Source organism: Mucilaginibacter sp. (genome assembly GCF_036568825.1).
Classification (GTDB): domain Bacteria; phylum Bacteroidota; class Bacteroidia; order Sphingobacteriales; family Sphingobacteriaceae; genus Mucilaginibacter.
The window spans coordinates 1-19,402 of the sequence record NZ_DATCRU010000045.1; the positions used below are offsets into that span (position 1 = coordinate 1).

The window sequence follows — 19,402 nt, forward strand, 5'->3', positions numbered from 1 at the left end:
CTACCCGTGCTATCCAAAACTTTGTGGACGCGCACCTGAGCAACTGGTACGTGCGTTTAAGCCGTCGCCGTTTCTGGAAGAGCGATAACTCTGATGATAAGCTTTCGGCCTATCAAACGTTATATACTTGTTTAACTACTATCACTAAGTTAATGTCGCCGGTGGCGCCGTTCTTTGCCGAGCGTTTATTTGGCGATTTGAACAACGTGACTAAAAAGGAGAATGTAGAGTCGGTACACCTGGCCGATTTCCCGGCATACAATGAGCAATTGGTTGATAAAGCTTTGGAAGAACGTATGCAACTGGCGCAGGATATATCGTCGCTGGTATTATCGCTGCGTAAAAAAGTAAGCATCAATGTAAGGCAGCCTTTAAGCCGCATACTATTGCCTATCCTCGATCAAACCTTTAAGAAACAGGTTGAACTGGTGAAAGAACTTATCCTTTCGGAAACGAATATTAAGGATATCGAGTATATTACCGATACCGCCGGGTTTGTTAAAAAGAAGATCAAACCTAACTTTAAAGCCCTGGGCGCCAAAGTAGGTAAGGATATGAAAGTGGTTGCCGAAGCAATAACTAATTTCAGTGCAGAACAAATAACCGAGTTGGAAGCTGAAGGACAAATCTCGATACTTGATACTCAATACTTGATACTTTTATCGGACGTGGAGATCATTGCTGAAGATGTTCCCGGATGGCAGGTTGCAAATTTGGGAAAACTAACCGTCGCTTTAGATGTTAACATCACCAACGAATTGAAACAAGAGGGTATTTCCCGCGAATTCATCAATCGTGTACAGAACCTGCGGAAGGAGAAAGGATTTGAAGTTACCGACAAAATTAACGTTCGCTACCGTACTGATTCACTTTTAATTAGGGAATCTGTACAAAATAATTTATCCTATATTTGCGCCGAAATTTTAGCAGATAGTGTTATTCACGACGATCAGCTAACTCAAGGCGATATTGTATTAATTGATGAAAACGAAGTATTGATCTCTATAACAAAAGTATAAATGAAACAAGAAACAGAAAAAACCAGGTACTCTGATGCAGAGCTGCAGGAATTTAAGGATTTGATATTGGATAAGCTTAGAATTGCAAAAGAGGAATTGAACTCGCTGGCTTCGTCATTAAGTACTCCAAACGCAAATGGTACTGATGACACTGCCGGTACCTATAAAACACTGGAAGACGGATCAGCTACGCTTGAAAAAGAATCTATCAATCAATTGGCTGCCCGTCAGAAAAAGTTTATTGAGCAATTAGAGGCTGCCCTGGTGCGCATTGAGAACAAAACTTACGGCGTGTGCCGCGAAACTGGTAAGCTAATACAAAAAGAACGCTTGCGAGCTGTACCTCATACAACTTTGAGCATGGAAGCGAAACTGAAGCAATATTAATGAAGGCTGCTTATACAAAACCCTTTCTTGTTGCTTTTCTTATTATCCTTGCCGACCAGGTTATCAAAATTTGGGTGCGGCAGCATATGTATTTAGGTGAGGAGATCCATTTCCTGGGCAGCCGGGGAATGCTTCATTATACCGAAAATAACGGCATGGCCTTCGGGATGGAGTTTGGCGGCGAGTTGGGCAAATTAGCCTTGACCTTATTCAGGATAGGTGCAGTAGTGGGTATCGGATGGGGCTTGGTTTATTTGATCAAACATAAATATCACCGTGGACTGATCATGAATGTAGCCCTGATATTTGCAGGTGCACTGGGTAACATAATAGACTCTACATTTTATGGTATCCTTTACCACTATGCTCCGATCTTTCATGGCCGCGTTGTAGATATGTTCTATTTCCCACTGCTTTCGGGCAATTTCCCTTCATGGGTACCGGTTTGGGGCGGGCAGGATTTTATATTTTTCCGCCCGGTGTTTAACCTAGCCGATGCTTCGATTTCGGTAGGTGTTATTTTGATACTTATTTATCAGAAACATTACTTTAAACATCAAACTCCTGAAGTAAGCACACCCAACAGCGAGGTAGTTGAAGAATAAAGACTAAGTGCAAATAAATATATTTAAGCCGTTGTAATACAACGGCTTTTTTTATTTTCGTCAAACCTTTCATCAATATTATGCCGTATAAGTGCCAAAACTAATTACCACAATAAAAAACCTTATTATGAAAAGACAAGCGCTTGCTATTTTATTATTCTTTTCTCCATTTCTCTCTTTCGCCCAGCAAGAAGGCCCTGTTGTAAAAGAGTTTTATAAATCGACACGGAATATTCCCGCAACCTTCGTGTTTAACGACCAGGAAAATATCATGACCGTAAACAACGATTCTGAGAATTTTGACGTGATTGCGGTGAATGACGAAATGCAGCAGATATGGAAAACAAGTTTAAAAGGATATATACACGTCGTAAAAAAACTAAATGATAAAATACTTGCGATAGCATCCACAGATTTTTCTTCAGCCAAACGTTACAATAACACTTTTAAGGGATTTCTTATTGACCCGGCAAGCGGCAAAGTACTGCTTGAAAAAGTGCTTTATGATGGCCAGCAGGATTACCTGACCTCACCATACTTTTTTACCGGCGAAGGTAATTTTTTGAAACTCGCCATACGCACAACAACTATTGAACGTCGTATGCACGTGGCTATGCCAGGCATGCTGTCTGTTATATCATTCAATGGGTATTATAAGCAGTATCATCAAACAACATCACTTGATGTGCTGGACTTTAATGAAAAACTTGAGCCTGTATATAAGTTTAAAGCTGCCGTTCCTGCCGATGAAACTTTTCTTGGTATGGCATCCAATAATCAGGGAGATTTATTTGTTAATTGGTTTGGTAAAGACAAAATTGATTTTGTAAAATATGATGCCGGAAAAGATAAACCTTTAAAGTCAATTTCAGGTAGTATCGTTCTTGATGACGATATTCTAAAAAACCTTGCAGAAGATATGATCGATCTGGCTCCTTCAAAAAAGAATAGTAATGTATTGTATTACTCCATAGCATTTAGGAACCCGGATAAAGAAAGAGAATTGGGCATTGGTAAAATTGATTTTTCTACCGGAAAAAATGATTATGCAAACGAGGTATTTACCAAATCTCATGTTAAGGACATAAAGAAGGATTTTGTACCGCTTAACAAGAAATTAGGCTCTCCTGACCTGGGCGGAATAAAAGAACTCGGAGTGCGCAAGCTAATGGAAGTAGATGATCATGTTATAGTAATATTATCCAGCTTTAGCTCACAGTCGAGCACAATTGGCAGCGGACAGTGGATTATAGAATCTAACTTATTGCTTAATGACTACGACAGCAATCTCCATTTACGCAGCCAGCAATTAATCCCTTCAGAATATTCCGTACCAAATATGCCTCTACCTGTGGGGTATTATCATAAGGACAATAAATTATATGTAATAACCAATGATAAACACGGTTTTACCACACTGAACGCATTTGTTTGCATCTATAATTTGTCCAGCAATAAGTTCGAATCCATGAACTGGATCCCGAAGAAAAAGATAGGAAGCTCAGAGATTGCAGCTACTTCATCAGTGATGTGGTTTAAAGACAGCTTTCTTATGCCTTATCTTGATGTTCATATGATGTCAGGAAAATTTGAGGTTAACCTGCAAAAGAATAGCTATTGACAAACAATTATTAAATGATTAAATAAAAGTTAAACTGAGATGAAATAATTTAAAGCCGCTTAATCGCGGCTTTTTTATTGAATTAATATCTTTTACAAAATCAGCATTTTTGATCGTACGGAGAACATGCGAAAAAAGCTTATGAAAGTTCACTTTAATCATTGATTAAATTTATAAACAAAAAAGTGCCCCTATGCTATCAGAAATGAAGTTCGCGATTTTTTGCAGATTTAAAAATACCGTGAAAACACGGGTTGCGGTTGAAAAAATTAATGCTGTCCTTTGTGATGCTTAGTCCTTATTACCTACCCCAAAAGGACAACTGTATCAAGTACGGTTGTCCTTTGATTTTTTATATGCCTCGCCTTAAAGTAAACCCACCTTCGTCATTTTTAAATTTAGCTGTCGCGAATTAACTTTTAACTTCGTCTATTGTCAATATCTTAAATATTATAATAACTATGAAGAAACTATTGATCGTTGCAGCGCTTAGCTTATTTAGCTATAGTGCTTTTGCACAGAATGTGGACCTGAGAAGAAAGATTGAAGTAACCGGAATTGCGGAAAAAGAAGTAACTCCTGATATTATTAATGTAACTATTTCGTTACAAGAGTACCTTGACGGCAAAAAAAAGATCACCATTAACCAATTGGAAAATCAACTCGAAAATGCGGTAAAATCTGCCGGTATAGTTAAAGAAGATTTCACTATAAGCAATGTTTCTGCGTGGAACAACACCCTGCAGAAAAAGAAAAATCCCGACTTCCTTGCAAGCAAACAGTACAGTATCCGCTTCCACGATCTGAACAAATTTAACGAGATTTTAGGCCAGATTGACCCTAAAGGAATACAATCAACATATGTGGAAAGTTATGACTATTCGAAGATGCCGCAATTGAAGCAAGAGCTTAAAATTCAGGCACTTCTAGCAGCAAAAGAGAAGGCAACTTACTTGCTGAATAGCATCAATGAAAAGGTCGGCAGGCCGATAAATATCACTGAAAGTGACAACAGCAGTTTCCCCGCGCCGCGACAAATGTATGCTAACAGAGCTTTAGTTGCCGCCCCCCAAACCGCTGATTCTGACATCGATATAAAGCCTATAAAACTGAGTTTTCAGGTGCAGGCAATATTCGAAATAGCGCAATAATATTTTAAAAAATAGTGCAACTTTTAGCAGGCTCTCCCGTAAAAAGAAATGGAAGGGCCTGCTTTTTTTACGACCCGTCAGCCAATTTACTTTCTTACTGATTGACAGATACTTGACAATATACAAACTAGGTATTAACTTTAAATATCCGTAAAAAATTGAGCATGATACATTTTAGGACCGAAAGAGTCCTTCTAGTCGCCCCCAACATTTTTTCCGTGCAGCTTTTGGCGAATAACAAGCAAATAAAGCATGTCACTGAAGTCGACCGCGTATTTCCGGCCATTTATGAGCTTGCTCCGCACCTGATCATATTTGATTATGATTATATGGATAAGGATATGGAAAAGATACTGCGCCGTATCCGCACCAACGCTTATTACAATAAGATCAAGATCTGCTGCTTCAAAAGCACCGCCAACCGCAAAATAGATTCCTTTTTAAAGGTTTTGGGGGTTAATCATGTGATCTACAAAAATGAACTGTACAGCACCGCCAAGGAAACAGTGAACCACGTAAAATCAATACTCGATCCGGCTGTGACCAGTTTACTGGTAAGTGCTTCTTTCTGATCAAACAAATACCATTTTACTGACTTTTACAAAAACTTCGAGCTTAGAGTCAACTAATCTCTGATTAACTGATCTCTAAATCACTATTCCTCACTCAATCCACTCAAACTTGGTGTAAGGCACCAATACTTCGGGTATTTTTATTCCTTTTTCTGTCTGATTATTTTCCAGCAAGGTTGCTACGATACGTGGTAAGGCCAATGCACTACCGTTTAATGTATGCGTTAATTGTGTTTTCCCTTCAGCATTGCGAAAGCGTAGTTTTAAACGATTGCTCTGGAAAGTCTCAAAGTTAGACACAGATGAAACCTCCAGCCAGCGTTGCTGGGCGGCACTCCAGGTTTCCATATCATAAGTTAAAGCCGAGCCAAAGCCCATGTCGCCGCCGCATAAACGCAATACGCGGTAAGGTAACCCCAATTTCTGCAACAGGCCTTGTACATGCGCACTCATCTTTTCCAATATATCGTAAGATTCATCCGGGTGAGCTATGGTTACGATCTCTACTTTATCAAACTGGTGCAAACGGTTCAACCCACGCACATGTGCGCCATAAGAACCCGCCTCGCGGCGAAAACATGGTGTATGCCCGCAATTTCTAATAGGTAACTCATCGGCCTTTAAGATCACATCACGATATAGATTGGTAATGGGTACCTCAGCGGTAGGAATAAGATATAAATTATCCAACCCTACAAAATACATCTGGCCTTCTTTATCTGGTAGCTGTGATGTGCCGAAACCAGACGCCTCGTTAACCATCAGCGGTACACTCACTTCTTTGTACCCTGCTTTTTCAGCCTCGTCAATAAAATAATTGATTAGCGCTCTTTGCAGCTTGGCCCCTTTGTTTTTATAAACCGGGAACCCTGCCCCTGTTATTTTTACTCCCAGTTCAAAATCAATCAGGTTATATTTTGCTGCCAATTCCCAATGCGGCAAGGCATCAGCAGGTAGATCGGGTTTTGCTCCATTCTCCAGTACCACTTCATTTTCTTCTGGCGTTAATCCTTTTGGTACGGATGCATGCGGCAGATTAGGCAGCAAAACCAGTTTCTGGTTCAGATCATTTTCTAACGTATTCAGCGCATCTCCTAAAGTTTTGATCTCTTCCTTCCAGGCGCCTGTTTTGGCTTTGATGGCTTCGGCTTCGTCCTTTTTGCCGTTGCGCATCAGCTCGCCTATTTGTTTTGCTGCGGAATTAGCTTCAGCTGAGATATTGTCCAAACGGTTTTGTGTTTGACGGCGATCATTATCGATCTGTATGATCTCGTCAACCAGTTCAGGCTGTTTGAAATTTTTCACAGCCAAACGTTCTAAAACTTTTTCTCTGTTATCGCGGATATAACTAACTTGCAGCATTATTTTATTTTTTGAGCAAATATAATCAGTTGGCAGTTTGCAGTATGCAGTTTGCAGGTTTTTGTTGCATAATAATCAATTTACCGTTTCATGCCCACTGCCAACTATTAACTGCAAACTGAAAAATGCCCGGTAAACTCTACTTAGTCCCAACCCCCATCGGCAACCTGGAAGATATCACCTTCAGGGCCATACGTGTTTTAAAGGAGGTTGACCTGATTTTGGCTGAGGACACTCGTACATCGGCCCCTTTACTGAAGCATTTTGACATCCAGAAAAAGGTTTACGCACACCATCAGCATAATGAGCATCAGTCATCCGGTGAGATAGTAAAATTCCTAAAGGAAGGTAAAAACATTGCACTCATATCCGATGCCGGCACTCCTGCTATATCTGATCCGGGTTTTTACCTGGTTCGCGAAGCATTAAAATATGAGTTAGAAGTAGAATGCCTGCCCGGAGCAACTGCTTTTGTACCTGCCCTTGTCAATTCCGGCTTTCCAACTGACCGTTTTTGCTTTGAAGGATTTTTGCCTCTGAAAAAAGGCCGACAAACACGCTATAAGCAATTAGCCGAGGAAGAACGCACCATCATATTATATGAGTCGCCCCACCGGTTTTTGAAAACACTGGATGAGATGGCTACTTATTTCGGCATCGACAGGCAGATATCTGTTTCGCGGGAGCTGACAAAAATGTTTGAAGAGACTGTTCGGGGTAGTATTGCTGAAGTGAAACAGTATTTTGAAACGCATCCGGCTAAGGGGGAGTTTGTGATATGCGTAGCGGGAGCTTCACCTAAGTCCTCTCCAAAGGAGAGAACTTACAATGACGAGTAATACTTTATGAAAAAAAACATAGCCCTATCTATCCTTTCCGGCTTATTGCTTTGGATCGCCTGGCCGCCTACACCATATACTTCTTTCTTCCTTTTTATAGGTTTAGTGCCAATGTTGATCGCTATAGAAAATATCATCAATGGTAACTACACTAAAAAGGGCAAAAAGATATTCTGGACTACTTTTCTTGGTTTCTTTATCTGGAATATATTATCCATCTACTGGGTATACAATTCAATCAAGACTATCGGGGCTGTAATTGCCGTTCCGATCTCACTAATACCATACTCACTCGGACCATTATTAATGTCGACTGCCTGCTGGCTATATTACCGTTTAAGGCGTGTAACTAAGCCGGAGATTGGCTTGGTTGGGTTCATTTTCTTTTGGATCGCCTACGAATACCTGCACCAAACCTGGGAGCTTAACTTCCCCTGGATGACTTTGGGCAACGGCTTTGCCATGAGCCACAAATGGATACAATGGTATGAGTATACCGGCGTTTATGGCGGCAGCATTTGGGTTTTGATAGCTAACATATTAGGCTTTGGGGTCTATCAAAGTATTAAGCAAACGGATAATATCAAAAAGAAGGTTGCTCTAATCCTTTCATTTGGGTTGATGATCCTTTTGCCTATTGCCTGGTCGTTGCATCGGTACAATAATTATCATGAGCAGACCAATCCATCGGATATCGTTGTTGCTCAGCCTAATATCGACCCTTATGAAAAGGTAGAAAGTATACCGGCAACTCAACAAATTGCGATTCTAACTCATCTGTCGGACTCGATCGCTCAAAAGAACACAGAGTTTTTTATTTGGCCCGAAACTGCTATTTATGATCCGCACGGAATAAATGAAGATATTATTCACAGCAGTCCATATTTTGAGCAGGTGCAGCGTTTTCTGCATAAATATGCAAATGGAAACGTACTGACCGGCTCAGAAGACATTAAATTCTACAACTCAAGAAAAACGGCAACGGCTACTCCGGTAGATCCACAGGGTAATGAATTTTATGACGAATTTAATGCCGCGTTGAATATTGAGAACTCGCCCGAAGTCCAGTTTTATCATAAGTCCAAACTGGTTCCTGGTGTAGAGTCACTGCCATTTGGTAATACCTTATCCTTCATGAAGCCAGTATTTGAACATTTGGGAGGAGCGACAGGCAGTATGGCTGGCCAGGAAGAGCCGGGTGTATTTTATTCGCAAAGCGGAATCGGTGTTGCTCCGGTTATATGTTACGAATCTATTTATGGCGAATGGATCGCCCGGTCAGTTCATAAAGGGGCACAGTTTATAGCAATTATCACAAATGATGGCTGGTGGGAAAATACCTCAGGAAAAGACCAGCATATGGATTACGCCAAACTGCGCGCTATCGAAACGCGCCGCTGGGTGTGCCGATCGGCCAATACAGGTATTTCAGCCTTTATTAATCAACGCGGCGATGTAGTAAAGCAAACCAAATGGTGGACGCGCACTGCCATTAAACAGAATATCAACCTCAATTCGGATTTGACTTTTTATACTTTATATGGTGATTACATTCCAAAAACGGGGAGTATGATTGCAATATCGGGAATTATTTGGATACTGGTTGGAAGCGTAAAAAATATAAGAAAGAAGAAAGCGTTGGCTGTCTGAAACACCTCTATGTCATTGTGAACGTAGTGTGGCAATCGCGAACTGTGCAGAGCGGCTATGCATTCTCACTCTGTATAGCATGCGATTGCTTCTTCACCGCTCAGGCCGTTCATCGCAATGACAAAATGGATAATCCCTTAAAATTATACCTCCCTACCCACAATAAACTGCATCAAATCAAAAATCGGCTGACGGATGATCTTACCCAGGTGGATCTCATTCTTTTCGCAAAGCGCCCTTAATTCATCAGCAAAAACAAAAGCGATCGACCCAACAAAATGGCATTTATAGCGATGATATTGGGGAAACGATTTAATATCTGAATCGATAAACTCCTGGAAGCCCCTTTCAAGCAAAGCCTGGCAATAATCGGTTTGGCGAATGGTATTTAAAAATCTGGAGAATGATGCCAAAAAAGTGTTAGCAGCCGGCTTCTGGTATACGTCCCGTATCACGCTTTCTTTTGTAAGATGATATTCCTGATCAAACTGAGCATGTATATCGGCAGGCATATTGCCATACAAAAAGTCAGTGATCAAAGCTTTACCGAACCAGGTTCCTGAGCCCTCATCGCCTAAAGCATAACCTAACCCATGCTTCCCTGAATGCACTTCCTCGCCATCAAAAAAAGATATGTTTGAACCTGTTCCCAATACGCAACAAAGCCCTTTTTCATGCCCGCATGTAGCATAAGCGCTGCCGAGCAAATCACTGTCGGCGCTAATGTAGGCTTTGGGGAACAATTGACTTAGAGCATTAGTCACAATCTCATGCCTGTCGGGACTTGAGCAACCGGCGCCAAAAAAGTAGATCTCAGTAACATCTGCAGCGTGAGCCACCATATCAGCACCCTGGTCCTGCAGGATCTTTACCATCTCCTTTTCGGTGAGAAAATAGGGATTTAACCCGCCCGTTTTAAATTCTAACGGCTCCTTGTCGGGTACAGCAAGCAACCAGTCTGTTTTTGAGGAACCGCTATCAGCAACAAGAATCATTTACAAATATCGTCGAGTGATTTTTGGGTGAGTGGCTTATGAATAAACGACGTAATGTATTTATTGTTGGTCGATTTTTTCAAATCGGTTGGATCGAGCGAAGAGGATAACATGAATATCTTTATGGATTGCTTATTATCAATCTCCAGCTTATCATACTCCTGCAAAAACTCAAAGCCCCCCATCATCGGCATGCGGATATCCAAAAATATCACATCGGGTTTTATTGTCCCTGTGCGCAAAGAATTAATGGCATCGTTAGCCGACTGGCTCACGACCACCTTTTCAGCAAATTCGCCGCTTTCTAATATTTTGCGTGTGACAAAATTATCGATGTAATTGTCGTCTATCAGCAAACAGGTTTTATAAATTGACATCCACCTCAAAAATAACTTTTATAAAAATAAAAAAGAATGTGTTTGGTTTTTTATTTTCATAAACATACCTGCTGTTTATCAACAGCTTAATAAAGATATTACAAATGATTACCACCATTTTTTATATCTTGCCCGGATGAAATTATCACATTTAGCAGCGCTTTTTTCTTTAATATTGCTCGTCATGAACCATTCTACCAGCCAAGCCGCCGACAATGTCCAGATATCTTATACGGTTACCTTTCCCGAGGCCCAGGCACATTATGCCGAAATAGAAATGAACATTTCGGGCCTGAAACAAAACACCCTCGACCTCAAAATGCCGGTATGGACCCCAGGCTCGTATCTGGTAAGGGAATTTTCCAAAAACGTAGAAACGTTCAGCGCCGAAGCCAATGGCAAACCGCTGGATTCAAAAAAGATCCGCAAAAACATCTGGCAAATTCAAACCGCCAATGTTTCTGATATTAAAGTAAAATATAAGCTGTATGCCTTTGAACTTTCGGTTCGCACCAGTTTGATCGACGTTTCCCATGCATTTTTATCATGCAGCGGAGTTTTCCTATATCCTGACGGAATGTTGCACCACCCATCCACAATACATATCATTCCTTACAAAGGCTGGACAACCGTTTCAACAAGCCTTGATATGGTGAATAATGATCCCTTTACCCTGCACTCACCTGATTATGATATTTTGTTCGACTCGCCTATAGAAGTGGGCACGCAGGATGTATTCGGCTTTGATGTGGCGGGTGTAAAGTACGAAGTGGCAATGTGCGGTACGGGTAATTACGATAAAGAGAAGCTTAAGAAAGACATGCCGAAGATCATTGAGCAGGAAGCTGCGATCTTTGGTGAAGACCCTAATAAACGCTATGTATTTATTGTTCATAACACTTCAAAAGGCGGTGGCGGCCTGGAGCATTTAAGCTCGACCGTATTGGGCATGTCTCGCGATAATTATGCAACTGATGCTGGTTACCGTGGCTTTTTGACCCTGGTGGCTCATGAGCATTTCCACTTGTGGAACGTGAAACGATTGAGGCCTATCGCGCTCGGCCCGTTTGACTATGATAATGAGAACTACACAACCGACCTATGGATAGCCGAAGGCTTTACTACTTATTACCAGAACATGATTGTTCATCGCACGAATATTTATCCTGCTGAGACTTATTTATCTGCTCTGGCCGGGGACATTAATTATGTTTCAAACCAGGAAGGCAATAAAGTGCAGACACTTTCTGAGTCGAGTTATGATGCCTGGATAAAATATTACCGCCCGAATGAAAATTCATTAAATACAAATATTTCCTACTACAGTAAAGGCGCTATTATGGCGCTGATGTTCGACATGGAGATCATCAACGATACGCATGGCAAATCATGCCTTGATGATGTGATGAAATATATGTACGATACCTATTATAAAACCTATAAACGCGGCTATACCGATATGGAATTTAAAGCTGCACTGGAAAAATTCAGCGGTAAGAATCTGGATGAGTTTTATAAAAAGTACATCAACGGCCTGGACGATATCGATTACGGCAAATACCTGGCTTATGCCGGTTACCAGTTAAAGGATGAGCTTGCGGGGAATAATGATCCGTCATTAGGCGTTATTACTACTTCAACTAATAATAAGATCACCGTAACCAACGTGGTTCGCAATTCAGCGGCTTGGATTGATGGCATTAACGTAGGCGACGAAATAACTGCTATTGATGGCAACAAGATCACCGATATGACTACTGCCCTGAATGGCAAAAAAACCGGAGATAAAATCAGCGTGTCGGTACTGAGGGATGGTTTACCGCTTACAATACCTGTTACCTTGCTTAAAAAGACACAGGTTAAATATAGCATCACCAGCGTTGATTCGCCTACCGCACAACAATTGAAAGTGCGCAAAAAGTGGTTGAGGCTGTAAGACCACAAAAGCTAAAAATCAATAAAAGGGAAAGTTGTGCCTACGTGTGGACTCACCCCGAATACGCTACGCTGTTCGACCCTCTCTGCTGCGCAAAGAGGGTGAAGAAGAAAATTTATTTAGTCCCCTCTTTACCGCTTGCGGTAGAGAGGGTGGTCGAGCGAAGCAATGACCGGGTGAGTTGAATCTTTAACCCTGCTGCGGGAAAAGTTCCATGCTTTTGCCTGCATAGGTTTCCTGCAGCCCGCTATCCTCTATTGCCCAATTAGCCATAGCAAATAATACCCCATGCAATTTCTTTCCTGCCGAAGTCAGGCTATAAGTAACATAAGGCGGCACTACGGGTTTTGATTCCCTGATCACCAGGTTATCAGCTTCCAGCTGCTTCAGATTCTGGATCAGCATTTTTTCCGTAATAACCGGAATTGCTTTGCGCAACTCGCTGTAACGTTTATTCCCGGTAAGTAAGTGATATAAAATGATCGGTTTCCAATAACCGCCTATCCTTTCCATTACATAAGTAACCGGGCATTCGCTAAGCGCGAACTTTTTATTTTCCTGTATGGTCGAGCTTTCTTTTACCAGTGTCATAATACATACTTTAGGGTAAGTACTTGTAAAAAAGTAAGTACAAAAGTAACTTTGTTCCCAACAAAATCAAATTAAAAAGAACATGAAAATTATAGTAACAGGCTCACTGGGTAACATCAGCAAACCACTTGCCGAACAACTAATAGCAAACGGTCATGACGTGACCATTATCAGCTCTAACCCCGATAAAGTAAATGAGATCGAAGCTTTGGGCGCCAAAGCTGCCATAGGATCAATTGCAGATATTGATTTCCTGGCGAAAATTTTCGCAGGCGCAGACGTGGTGTACACCATGATTCCGCCAAACTTCGCAGCGACCAACTATCGCAAGTACGTTGGCGACTCAGGCAAAGCCTATGCAGAAGCCATTAAAAAAGCTGGAATCAAACGTATTGTAAACTTAAGCAGCATCGGTGCCGACATTGATGGCGGTACCGGACAAATTTCAGGTGTGCACGATGCTGAGATTGAATTAAACAAGCTGGAAGGAGTCGCCATTAAACATGTGCGTGCAGGTTTCTTCTATACCAATTTTTACAACAATATCCCGATGATCAACCAGGGATTTATTGGATCAAACTACAACTCGCAAACCCGCCTGGTGATGACACATCCGCAGGATATTGCAAATATTGTGGCAGAAGAATTGCAAAACACCTTCACCGGTAAAAGCGTACGCTATGCTGTAAGCGATGACCGCACATTTGATGAAATAGTTAAAGTTTTAGGCACAGCAGTTGGCAAACCTGATCTGAAGTGGATTGAGTTTACAGATGAACAATCTTACGACGGAATGCTGCAAGGCGGTTTGTCGCCTGAACTGGCCCGAAACTTTACCGAGATGGGAACTGCGATACGCAGCGCCATTTTATGGAAAGATTTTGATGCAACCGGCGGCAAAATCTCAGGCAAAATAAAATTGGAAGAGTTTGCGAAAGAACTTGCTGAACGATTACAAGTAACAGCTTGATAATTTCAAATACTTAGTTTATAACAAAGCTGACTCATGCGTTTACGCGAGGCAGCTTTGTTGCTTTTTGGGCCCAAATGAAACAATTAGGCCATTTTTAGACTTATATATAGTGAAAAACATTATTAATTAAAACATCATCTACCATGAATTCATTATTGTATATCATCGCCGTTATACTCATCATAGGATGGGCATTGGGTGTATTCGTATATTCAGCCGCAGGGCTGATACACGTATTGCTGGTTATAGCGATTATCGCCATCATTTTAGGATTACTGCGACGACCGACGGCCCTATAAATTCAAAAAACTACCAAAAAGGCCGCTCTAAGCGGCTTTTTTTATTTGCCCTTTTGCCCCAACGAGAACCAGTTGCCTGAATCGTCCTTAAACAGGGCCTCGAAACCATAAAACTCTTGCGTTGGTGCTTTAGTAAATTTCACTCCCTTTGCTTTTAATTCTTCATAAGTTGCCAACAGATCGTTGCATTCAAATACGCCGAAACCGAATGTTCCGCCCGCTACAAGCTTGCGCATCCCTTCTGCTGATTCTTTGGTGAACATCATTCCTTCGCTTATGGCCATCAGGGCTATTTCAAGCTCAGGCTGCTCAGGCGGAGTAACCGTAAGCCAGCGAGCTCCCGGTCCCATGGGTGCATCGGTGTGAACTTTAAAACCCAGTTTATTTACATAAAAATCGTAGGCACTGTCCTGGTCGAGCACGAAGATGCTCACATGGTTTAATCTGGTGATCATAATTTTATTGATTTGACTCAAATATCTGAGATCAAACCAGCTTAGACTTCTTGAAAATTGCTCTTTTTAGTCCAGCCGTTCATTTCGGCAAAGCAATTGGGAATATGTTTTAGAGGGGTGGTTTTGATTTCAAGCTGCTTACTGATCCAACTTTGCTGATAGGCCGAAGGCGTTTGTCCAACCACACGCTTAAACAAACCGGTAAATGAACTGATACTGTCAAAACCAACGGCATAGCATACTTCAGAAATGGCCATCTCTTCTTTCAAAAGCAGCTTTGATTTTTCAATTCGGACATAAGTTAAATACTGATGAGGTGTTTTCCCATAAGCCTTTTTGAAAAGCCGGATAAAGTGATATTTGGAGAAAAAAGCTTCATCCGCGATGTGATCCAACTCGATAGCGTCAGCATAGTTATCATCAATAAACAACTTGGCTTTAACTATACGCCGGTACAGGTATACTTTCGGATAATCCATCAATTCCATATTTTCGTATTAAAGCTATGAATTTTTTATCCATAAAAAAGGGCCGCCCATGGCGGCCCCCCAAAACGAAAAGATGTTCAATCCCCTATTTCTTTTCGTTTTTAGCATTTTGATTAATACTGCTTTCAGCAACTTGCGTCAGTGTATCATCAGCATTTTTTTCTTCCTGTAAGGTGGCCTCGAGTAATTCAACAGCATCGTCATAACCTAAAACACCTGCCAGAGTTTTTAATGTGCCGTACGAAGCAATTTCGTAATGCTCTACTTTTTGAGCAGCAGAGATGATGCCAACATCACGGGTGATGCTTCCCTTTTCGGTTTCTGAAATGATCTCTTCACCTTCTTTTATTAGACCAGCCATTGCTTCGCATTTTTTTGCCACTGCTTTTTCACCGATTGATTCGAAAACGTGCTCAAGACGATCTACATGGTTTTCGGTTTCCTGCAAATGGTTTTCAATTGCCGAACGTAGTTCATCGCTGGTGGCCGCCTTTGCCATTTTGGGTAATGCGCTTGTTAAATGTTTCTCGGCCCAGTAAATGTCTTTTAATTCATCGATAAATAATTCATTCAATGCTGATTCGGTCACATCCGAAGCCGCTTCTGCCTGATGTGATGCTGTTTTTGTGGTTGCCATAGTGTAGATTTTAAATTGTTTGTTATTAATAAACTACAGATAGCGTGCGTTTTAGGTTTTAATAATTAGAAAAATTATTAATTAGAAATATAATTCTAAATACCCTTTATGTCTTTAACAATTCTAAAGCCTTCTTCAAATCAGCTGCAGTTTTGGTTAGATTTTTCCAGGGGTCCTCGGTATTTTTCACCCGTTCACGCATATTATGAATTGTGAAATTGGATAGTTTGAGATCGTTATTTACTTCATTCCAATGCAATGGTGCTGAAACGGTCGCACCTGGTTTTGGTCTCACAGAATATGGACAGGCAATAGTTTGCCCCCTACGGTTTTGCAGAAAGTCGATATAGGTTTTATTTTTCCGCTTCGCGGGATTACGTTCTACGCTGGTAATATCCGGCAATTCATCGTGTATGAGGTTAGCGGTATACTCGGCAAACATCTTGGTGAAATCATAGTCATACTTTGCACCAAGATAACAATAAATATGCAGCCCTTTTGAGCCGGAGGTTTTAATAAATACATCCAGTTTCATCCGGTCGAAAACCTCTTTTGTTTTCAGGGCGACTTCTACCGCCTCGGTAAAAGGCACATCATGCGGATCGATATCGATCACTACAAAATCAGGGTTCTCCGGCTTTTTGTAGGAACTGAGCCACGGGTTGATCTCGATGCAGCCCAGGTTTACCATATAAAGCAAGGTCGCGGCATCCTTGCCGATGATATAATTGATATTCTTATCGTTACTTTCAGAATAAAGCGGTTCTGTTTTTATATAAGATGGCAAGTGACTGGTGTCCACATCCTTTTGAAAAAACCCCTGGTCGGCAATACCATTCGGTTGCCTGCGCATGGAGATTGGCTTATCCTTCAGGTAAGGAATAATATAGTCAGCCATGTCTTTATAGTAATAGATCAGTTCGCCTTTGGTAATTCCTTCGTCCTTCCAGAAAACCTTACTCAGGTGAGTTGCCTTAATCTGATCGCGGCCAAAAGTGAACACTTCCTCGTCGGCCACTTGCTTGTTAGGTGTTTCCATTACTACGTTTTCTTCATTCTTATCTATGCGCAGTCCTTTATAGACCGGCTGCCTTAGATGCCCGTCGGCCGTCCATTCGGCATACCAAACTTCACATACTAATTTCGGCTTTATCCAGGTGACTTTTGTGCGCTGATGCACTTTTTCCTCAAAAGGTTTTTGGCTGGTCTCCAGCGGATGCATTTTGTCATAAAGCTCCCGGATCGAGGTCTCATTAAACCCGGTTCCGCAATTGCCTATATATCTTATTTTCTTCCCCTCATTGATACCCAGCACCAATGCACCAAAATGTTTTCTCGATCCGGTCGGTGCCGTATACCCGCAAATAATAGCTTCCTGTGAATTTTGCAGTTTGAATTTCTGCCACCTGTCTGATCGTTTGCCACTGGCATAGGTGCTGTGCATATCCTTACCGATGATGCCTTCCCAGCCTTCTTTTTTCGCTTTTGCGAACAGCTCAGTTCCCTTACCGGTTACGTGGTCATTATAAATGATCCGATCACTTTTTAGAGATGTGATCAATGCTTTAAGGAGTTCTTTACGCTTCGTTAGTTCCATTCCGCGCAGATCATGTCCGTTAAGCTTTAACAAATCGAACACGTAATATTTCAATGTTCCGGCTGATGCGTTATTCTTGTAATTCTGGATATGCTGAAATTTGCTGTTACCCTCTTTATCTTCGATCACAAGCTCTCCATCAAGAATAGCATCTTGTTCAATTACCTTTAGCTCATCAGCCACTTCTTTATAGTCTCTGCTGAAATCGATGTTGTTGCGTGAAATTAATTTTGCCTTCTTACCTGTATAGCCAATAGCCCGGTAACCATCCAATTTCTTTTCATAAATCCAATCCGGGTCGTCGAATATTTTGGCTTCCAGTTTAGCCATCATAGGCGTATAAGCTTTGTCACCGGGCTCACTCTGGCTTTCTTCGTCCGTTTCAGCCTCGTTTTTAGCATTTCGTTTTTTGACACGGGGCAATGAGGTCGCCTTGCCGCTTTTATTATTCAGCATTTTTTTGATCTCGTCGGGCACCAGGTCTTCACTGCTATAGTTTTTATGGACTGCAAATTCATCATTGTGCTTGATCAGCAGCCAGGAGTTATCTTCGGCGCTGTGCAGCTTTACCAGGGCAAATTCCCCCTTCAGTTTCTCGCCATTCAGTCTGAATTTAAGGTTACCGGATTTTAGTCCGGCACGCAATGTTTTTACATCATCGGTTCGCTTTTCGGCTAGTGACGTGTAAGTACCCTCGTCCCATATAATTACAACACCCGCGCCATAGTTACCATTAGGAATTATTCCTTCAAATTTCCGGTAGTCAAAAGGATGGTCTTCTACCATCATGGCGAGGCGCTTATCACCTGGATTCATTGAAGGTCCTTTGGGTACTGCCCAGCTTTTCAGCACGCCGTCCAGCTCGAGCCTGAAATCATAATGTAAATGCGATGCGTGGTGCCGCTGAACTACAAAGGCTAACTGTTTGCCTGCACTTTTGCCGCCAGTTGGTTCAGTAGTCTTGGTAAAGACCCGCTTTTTGACATATTCTGCTAAACCCATTTATGCTCCTTTTCGTGTGTTCAAACTCTGCATCAATTGGTCGTAAAGATCGTTATTGGTGGTTTTATGTGGTTTCAGCTTTTTGATAGTAGGACGTTTGCCTTTGGCCTTAGCTTCTATTATTTTCAGCAATTCCTGGTGATAATCATCCTTGAATTTCGATACGTCGAATTTCTCTTCGTATTGTTTGATTAAAGCGATACCTACATCCAATTCCTTTTTGCCGACAGTTACGTCATCGTCTATATTCAGGTCATCCGTACTACGGATTTCCTGTGCGAAACGAATACGGGTTACCACCAGCACATGCCCAACCGGGTGAACAATGCACAGGCTTTCGGTACTGCGCAAAACAAATCGGGCTAAACCAGCTTTGCCTGTCTTTTTCAATGCCTCAATCAAGAGTGCGTAAGCCTTATTGTTTTTGGTATCAGGTTCGGTATAATAGGATGTTTCATAATACATAGGGTTTACTTCCGATATATTGACGAAACTTTCTATTTCGATCACCTTGCTTTTTTCGGGTGCAGCGTCTTCAAAATCGCGGTCTTCCAGTATTACGTAATCATCGTCGAGCTTATATCCCTTAACAATCTTATCATAAGGCACTTCCTTATGAGTGCTCTCATTCACCCGCTGGTAACGGATACGCGAATGGTCACGACTGTCGAGCATATCCAGGTCAAGTGAACTGCTTTGTACCGCCGAATACAATTTAATGGGAATATTAACCAGTCCGAAGCCAATCGAACCTTTCCATATCGATCTCATAGCCAATTGTTTTACACTAATATAACTACAAAGAAACGGCTTAGGTTTTATAGATTGACGTTTTTAGTAGAAAGA

At 41.5% G+C, this 19,402-nt stretch carries 20 protein-coding genes; 11 read left to right on the forward strand and 9 right to left on the reverse strand.

Annotation, left to right across the window (positions count from 1 at the left end; all coding sequences use genetic code 11):
* The 6 genes from VIM89_RS08925 to VIM89_RS08950 form a co-directional block, all read left to right on the forward strand.
* On the forward strand, nt 1-1,019 hold a 1,019-nt coding region (locus VIM89_RS08925), incomplete at its 5' end, for a class I tRNA ligase family protein (RefSeq protein WP_488155807.1).
* Complete coding sequence (locus VIM89_RS08930) at nt 1,020-1,406, forward strand: TraR/DksA family transcriptional regulator (protein WP_488155808.1); 387 nt, start codon at nt 1,020-1,022, stop codon at nt 1,404-1,406.
* Nucleotides 1,406-2,011: a lipoprotein signal peptidase gene (locus VIM89_RS08935; protein ID WP_488155809.1), complete on the forward strand. Its 606-nt coding sequence runs from the start codon at nt 1,406-1,408 to the stop codon at nt 2,009-2,011. Before VIM89_RS08930 ends, VIM89_RS08935 begins: the two co-directional genes overlap by 1 nt.
* Nucleotides 2,012-2,138: 127 nt before the next feature.
* Nucleotides 2,139-3,632, forward strand: a complete 1,494-nt coding sequence (locus VIM89_RS08940) for a hypothetical protein (protein ID WP_488155810.1) — start codon at nt 2,139-2,141, stop codon at nt 3,630-3,632.
* A 461-nt stretch (nt 3,633-4,093) separates the two neighbouring features.
* On the forward strand, nt 4,094-4,783 hold the full coding sequence (locus VIM89_RS08945) for an SIMPL domain-containing protein (protein ID WP_488155811.1): 690 nt from the start codon (nt 4,094-4,096) through the stop codon (nt 4,781-4,783).
* Between the two features lie 164 nt (nt 4,784-4,947).
* On the forward strand, nt 4,948-5,355 hold the full coding sequence (locus VIM89_RS08950) for a hypothetical protein (protein WP_488155812.1): 408 nt from the start codon (nt 4,948-4,950) through the stop codon (nt 5,353-5,355).
* A gap of 90 nt (nt 5,356-5,445) precedes the next feature.
* Here VIM89_RS08950 and serS read toward each other — a convergent pair whose 3' ends face one another.
* Nucleotides 5,446-6,717 (reverse strand): serine--tRNA ligase, encoded by a 1,272-nt coding sequence (serS, locus tag VIM89_RS08955; RefSeq protein WP_488155813.1) that lies wholly within the window; start codon nt 6,715-6,717, stop codon nt 5,446-5,448.
* 125 nt (nt 6,718-6,842) lie between these two features.
* Here serS and rsmI point away from each other — a divergent pair, with 125 nt between their 5' ends.
* Nucleotides 6,843-7,556, forward strand: coding sequence for a 16S rRNA (cytidine(1402)-2'-O)-methyltransferase (gene rsmI / locus VIM89_RS08960; protein ID WP_488155814.1), 714 nt, complete (start codon nt 6,843-6,845; stop codon nt 7,554-7,556).
* Between the two features lie 6 nt (nt 7,557-7,562).
* Nucleotides 7,563-9,206 (forward strand): apolipoprotein N-acyltransferase, encoded by a 1,644-nt coding sequence (lnt, locus tag VIM89_RS08965; protein WP_488155815.1) that lies wholly within the window; start codon nt 7,563-7,565, stop codon nt 9,204-9,206.
* Nucleotides 9,207-9,349: 143 nt separating this feature from the next.
* Here lnt and VIM89_RS08970 read toward each other — a convergent pair whose 3' ends face one another.
* Both VIM89_RS08970 and VIM89_RS08975 read right to left on the reverse strand, forming a co-directional pair.
* On the reverse strand, nt 9,350-10,201 hold the full coding sequence (locus VIM89_RS08970; RefSeq protein ID WP_488155816.1) for an N-acetylglucosamine kinase: 852 nt from the start codon (nt 10,199-10,201) through the stop codon (nt 9,350-9,352).
* On the reverse strand, nt 10,198-10,578 hold the full coding sequence (locus VIM89_RS08975; protein WP_488155817.1) for a response regulator: 381 nt from the start codon (nt 10,576-10,578) through the stop codon (nt 10,198-10,200). Before VIM89_RS08975 ends, VIM89_RS08970 begins: the two co-directional genes overlap by 4 nt.
* Nucleotides 10,579-10,762: 184 nt before the next feature.
* On the opposite strand from VIM89_RS08975, the gene VIM89_RS08980 reads away from it, so the two are divergent.
* Nucleotides 10,763-12,514 carry a M61 family metallopeptidase gene (locus tag VIM89_RS08980; protein WP_488155818.1) on the forward strand — a complete coding sequence of 584 codons (1,752 nt, stop codon included), beginning with the start codon at nt 10,763-10,765 and terminating at the stop codon, nt 12,512-12,514.
* A 189-nt stretch (nt 12,515-12,703) separates the two neighbouring features.
* On the opposite strand, the gene VIM89_RS08985 is transcribed toward VIM89_RS08980, so the two are convergent.
* Nucleotides 12,704-13,105, reverse strand: coding sequence for a winged helix-turn-helix transcriptional regulator (locus VIM89_RS08985; RefSeq protein WP_488155819.1), 402 nt, complete (start codon nt 13,103-13,105; stop codon nt 12,704-12,706).
* Between the two features lie 82 nt (nt 13,106-13,187).
* Here VIM89_RS08985 and VIM89_RS08990 point away from each other — a divergent pair, with 82 nt between their 5' ends.
* Nucleotides 13,188-14,075 (forward strand): NmrA family NAD(P)-binding protein, encoded by an 888-nt coding sequence (locus VIM89_RS08990; RefSeq protein ID WP_488155820.1) that lies wholly within the window; start codon nt 13,188-13,190, stop codon nt 14,073-14,075.
* A gap of 146 nt (nt 14,076-14,221) precedes the next feature.
* Nucleotides 14,222-14,377 (forward strand): lmo0937 family membrane protein, encoded by a 156-nt coding sequence (locus tag VIM89_RS08995; RefSeq protein ID WP_488155821.1) that lies wholly within the window; start codon nt 14,222-14,224, stop codon nt 14,375-14,377.
* A gap of 41 nt (nt 14,378-14,418) precedes the next feature.
* Here VIM89_RS08995 and VIM89_RS09000 read toward each other — a convergent pair whose 3' ends face one another.
* From VIM89_RS09000 to ku, 5 genes are all read right to left on the reverse strand, one after another.
* Nucleotides 14,419-14,832, reverse strand: coding sequence for a VOC family protein (locus tag VIM89_RS09000; RefSeq protein WP_488155822.1), 414 nt, complete (start codon nt 14,830-14,832; stop codon nt 14,419-14,421).
* Nucleotides 14,833-14,873: 41 nt separating this feature from the next.
* On the reverse strand, nt 14,874-15,320 hold the full coding sequence (locus VIM89_RS09005; RefSeq protein ID WP_488155823.1) for an AraC family transcriptional regulator: 447 nt from the start codon (nt 15,318-15,320) through the stop codon (nt 14,874-14,876).
* 85 nt (nt 15,321-15,405) lie between these two features.
* Nucleotides 15,406-15,957: a YciE/YciF ferroxidase family protein gene (locus tag VIM89_RS09010; protein WP_488155824.1), complete on the reverse strand. Its 552-nt coding sequence runs from the start codon at nt 15,955-15,957 to the stop codon at nt 15,406-15,408.
* Nucleotides 15,958-16,063: 106 nt separating this feature from the next.
* Complete coding sequence (gene ligD, locus VIM89_RS09015) at nt 16,064-18,556, reverse strand: DNA ligase D (RefSeq protein ID WP_488155825.1); 2,493 nt, start codon at nt 18,554-18,556, stop codon at nt 16,064-16,066.
* The gene (gene ku, locus VIM89_RS09020) at nt 18,557-19,327 is read right to left on the reverse strand and encodes a non-homologous end joining protein Ku (protein ID WP_488155826.1); all 771 of its coding nucleotides are present in this window, start codon (nt 19,325-19,327) and stop codon (nt 18,557-18,559) included.
* Nucleotides 19,328-19,402 lie beyond the last annotated feature (75 nt).

Excerpts from the sequence above, each read along its gene's own strand:
- VIM89_RS08930 (WP_488155808.1), top strand. The coding sequence starts at position 1,020 with ATGAAACAAGAAACAGAAAAAACCAGGTACTCTGATGCAGAGCTGCAG.
- VIM89_RS08935 (WP_488155809.1), top strand. The coding sequence starts at position 1,406 with ATGAAGGCTGCTTATACAAAACCCTTTCTTGTTGCTTTTCTTATTATC.
- VIM89_RS08940 (WP_488155810.1), top strand. The coding sequence starts at position 2,139 with ATGAAAAGACAAGCGCTTGCTATTTTATTATTCTTTTCTCCATTTCTC.
- VIM89_RS08945 (WP_488155811.1), top strand. The coding sequence starts at position 4,094 with ATGAAGAAACTATTGATCGTTGCAGCGCTTAGCTTATTTAGCTATAGT.
- VIM89_RS08950 (WP_488155812.1), top strand. The coding sequence starts at position 4,948 with ATGATACATTTTAGGACCGAAAGAGTCCTTCTAGTCGCCCCCAACATT.
- serS (WP_488155813.1), bottom strand. The coding sequence starts at position 6,717 with ATGCTGCAAGTTAGTTATATCCGCGATAACAGAGAAAAAGTTTTAGAA.
- rsmI (WP_488155814.1), top strand. The coding sequence starts at position 6,843 with ATGCCCGGTAAACTCTACTTAGTCCCAACCCCCATCGGCAACCTGGAA.
- lnt (WP_488155815.1), top strand. The coding sequence starts at position 7,563 with ATGAAAAAAAACATAGCCCTATCTATCCTTTCCGGCTTATTGCTTTGG.
- VIM89_RS08970 (WP_488155816.1), bottom strand. The coding sequence starts at position 10,201 with ATGATTCTTGTTGCTGATAGCGGTTCCTCAAAAACAGACTGGTTGCTT.
- VIM89_RS08975 (WP_488155817.1), bottom strand. The coding sequence starts at position 10,578 with ATGTCAATTTATAAAACCTGTTTGCTGATAGACGACAATTACATCGAT.
- VIM89_RS08980 (WP_488155818.1), top strand. The coding sequence starts at position 10,763 with ATGAACCATTCTACCAGCCAAGCCGCCGACAATGTCCAGATATCTTAT.
- VIM89_RS08985 (WP_488155819.1), bottom strand. The coding sequence starts at position 13,105 with ATGACACTGGTAAAAGAAAGCTCGACCATACAGGAAAATAAAAAGTTC.
- VIM89_RS08990 (WP_488155820.1), top strand. The coding sequence starts at position 13,188 with ATGAAAATTATAGTAACAGGCTCACTGGGTAACATCAGCAAACCACTT.
- VIM89_RS08995 (WP_488155821.1), top strand. The coding sequence starts at position 14,222 with ATGAATTCATTATTGTATATCATCGCCGTTATACTCATCATAGGATGG.
- VIM89_RS09000 (WP_488155822.1), bottom strand. The coding sequence starts at position 14,832 with ATGATCACCAGATTAAACCATGTGAGCATCTTCGTGCTCGACCAGGAC.
- VIM89_RS09005 (WP_488155823.1), bottom strand. The coding sequence starts at position 15,320 with ATGGAATTGATGGATTATCCGAAAGTATACCTGTACCGGCGTATAGTT.
- VIM89_RS09010 (WP_488155824.1), bottom strand. The coding sequence starts at position 15,957 with ATGGCAACCACAAAAACAGCATCACATCAGGCAGAAGCGGCTTCGGAT.
- ligD (WP_488155825.1), bottom strand. The coding sequence starts at position 18,556 with ATGGGTTTAGCAGAATATGTCAAAAAGCGGGTCTTTACCAAGACTACT.
- ku (WP_488155826.1), bottom strand. The coding sequence starts at position 19,327 with ATGAGATCGATATGGAAAGGTTCGATTGGCTTCGGACTGGTTAATATT.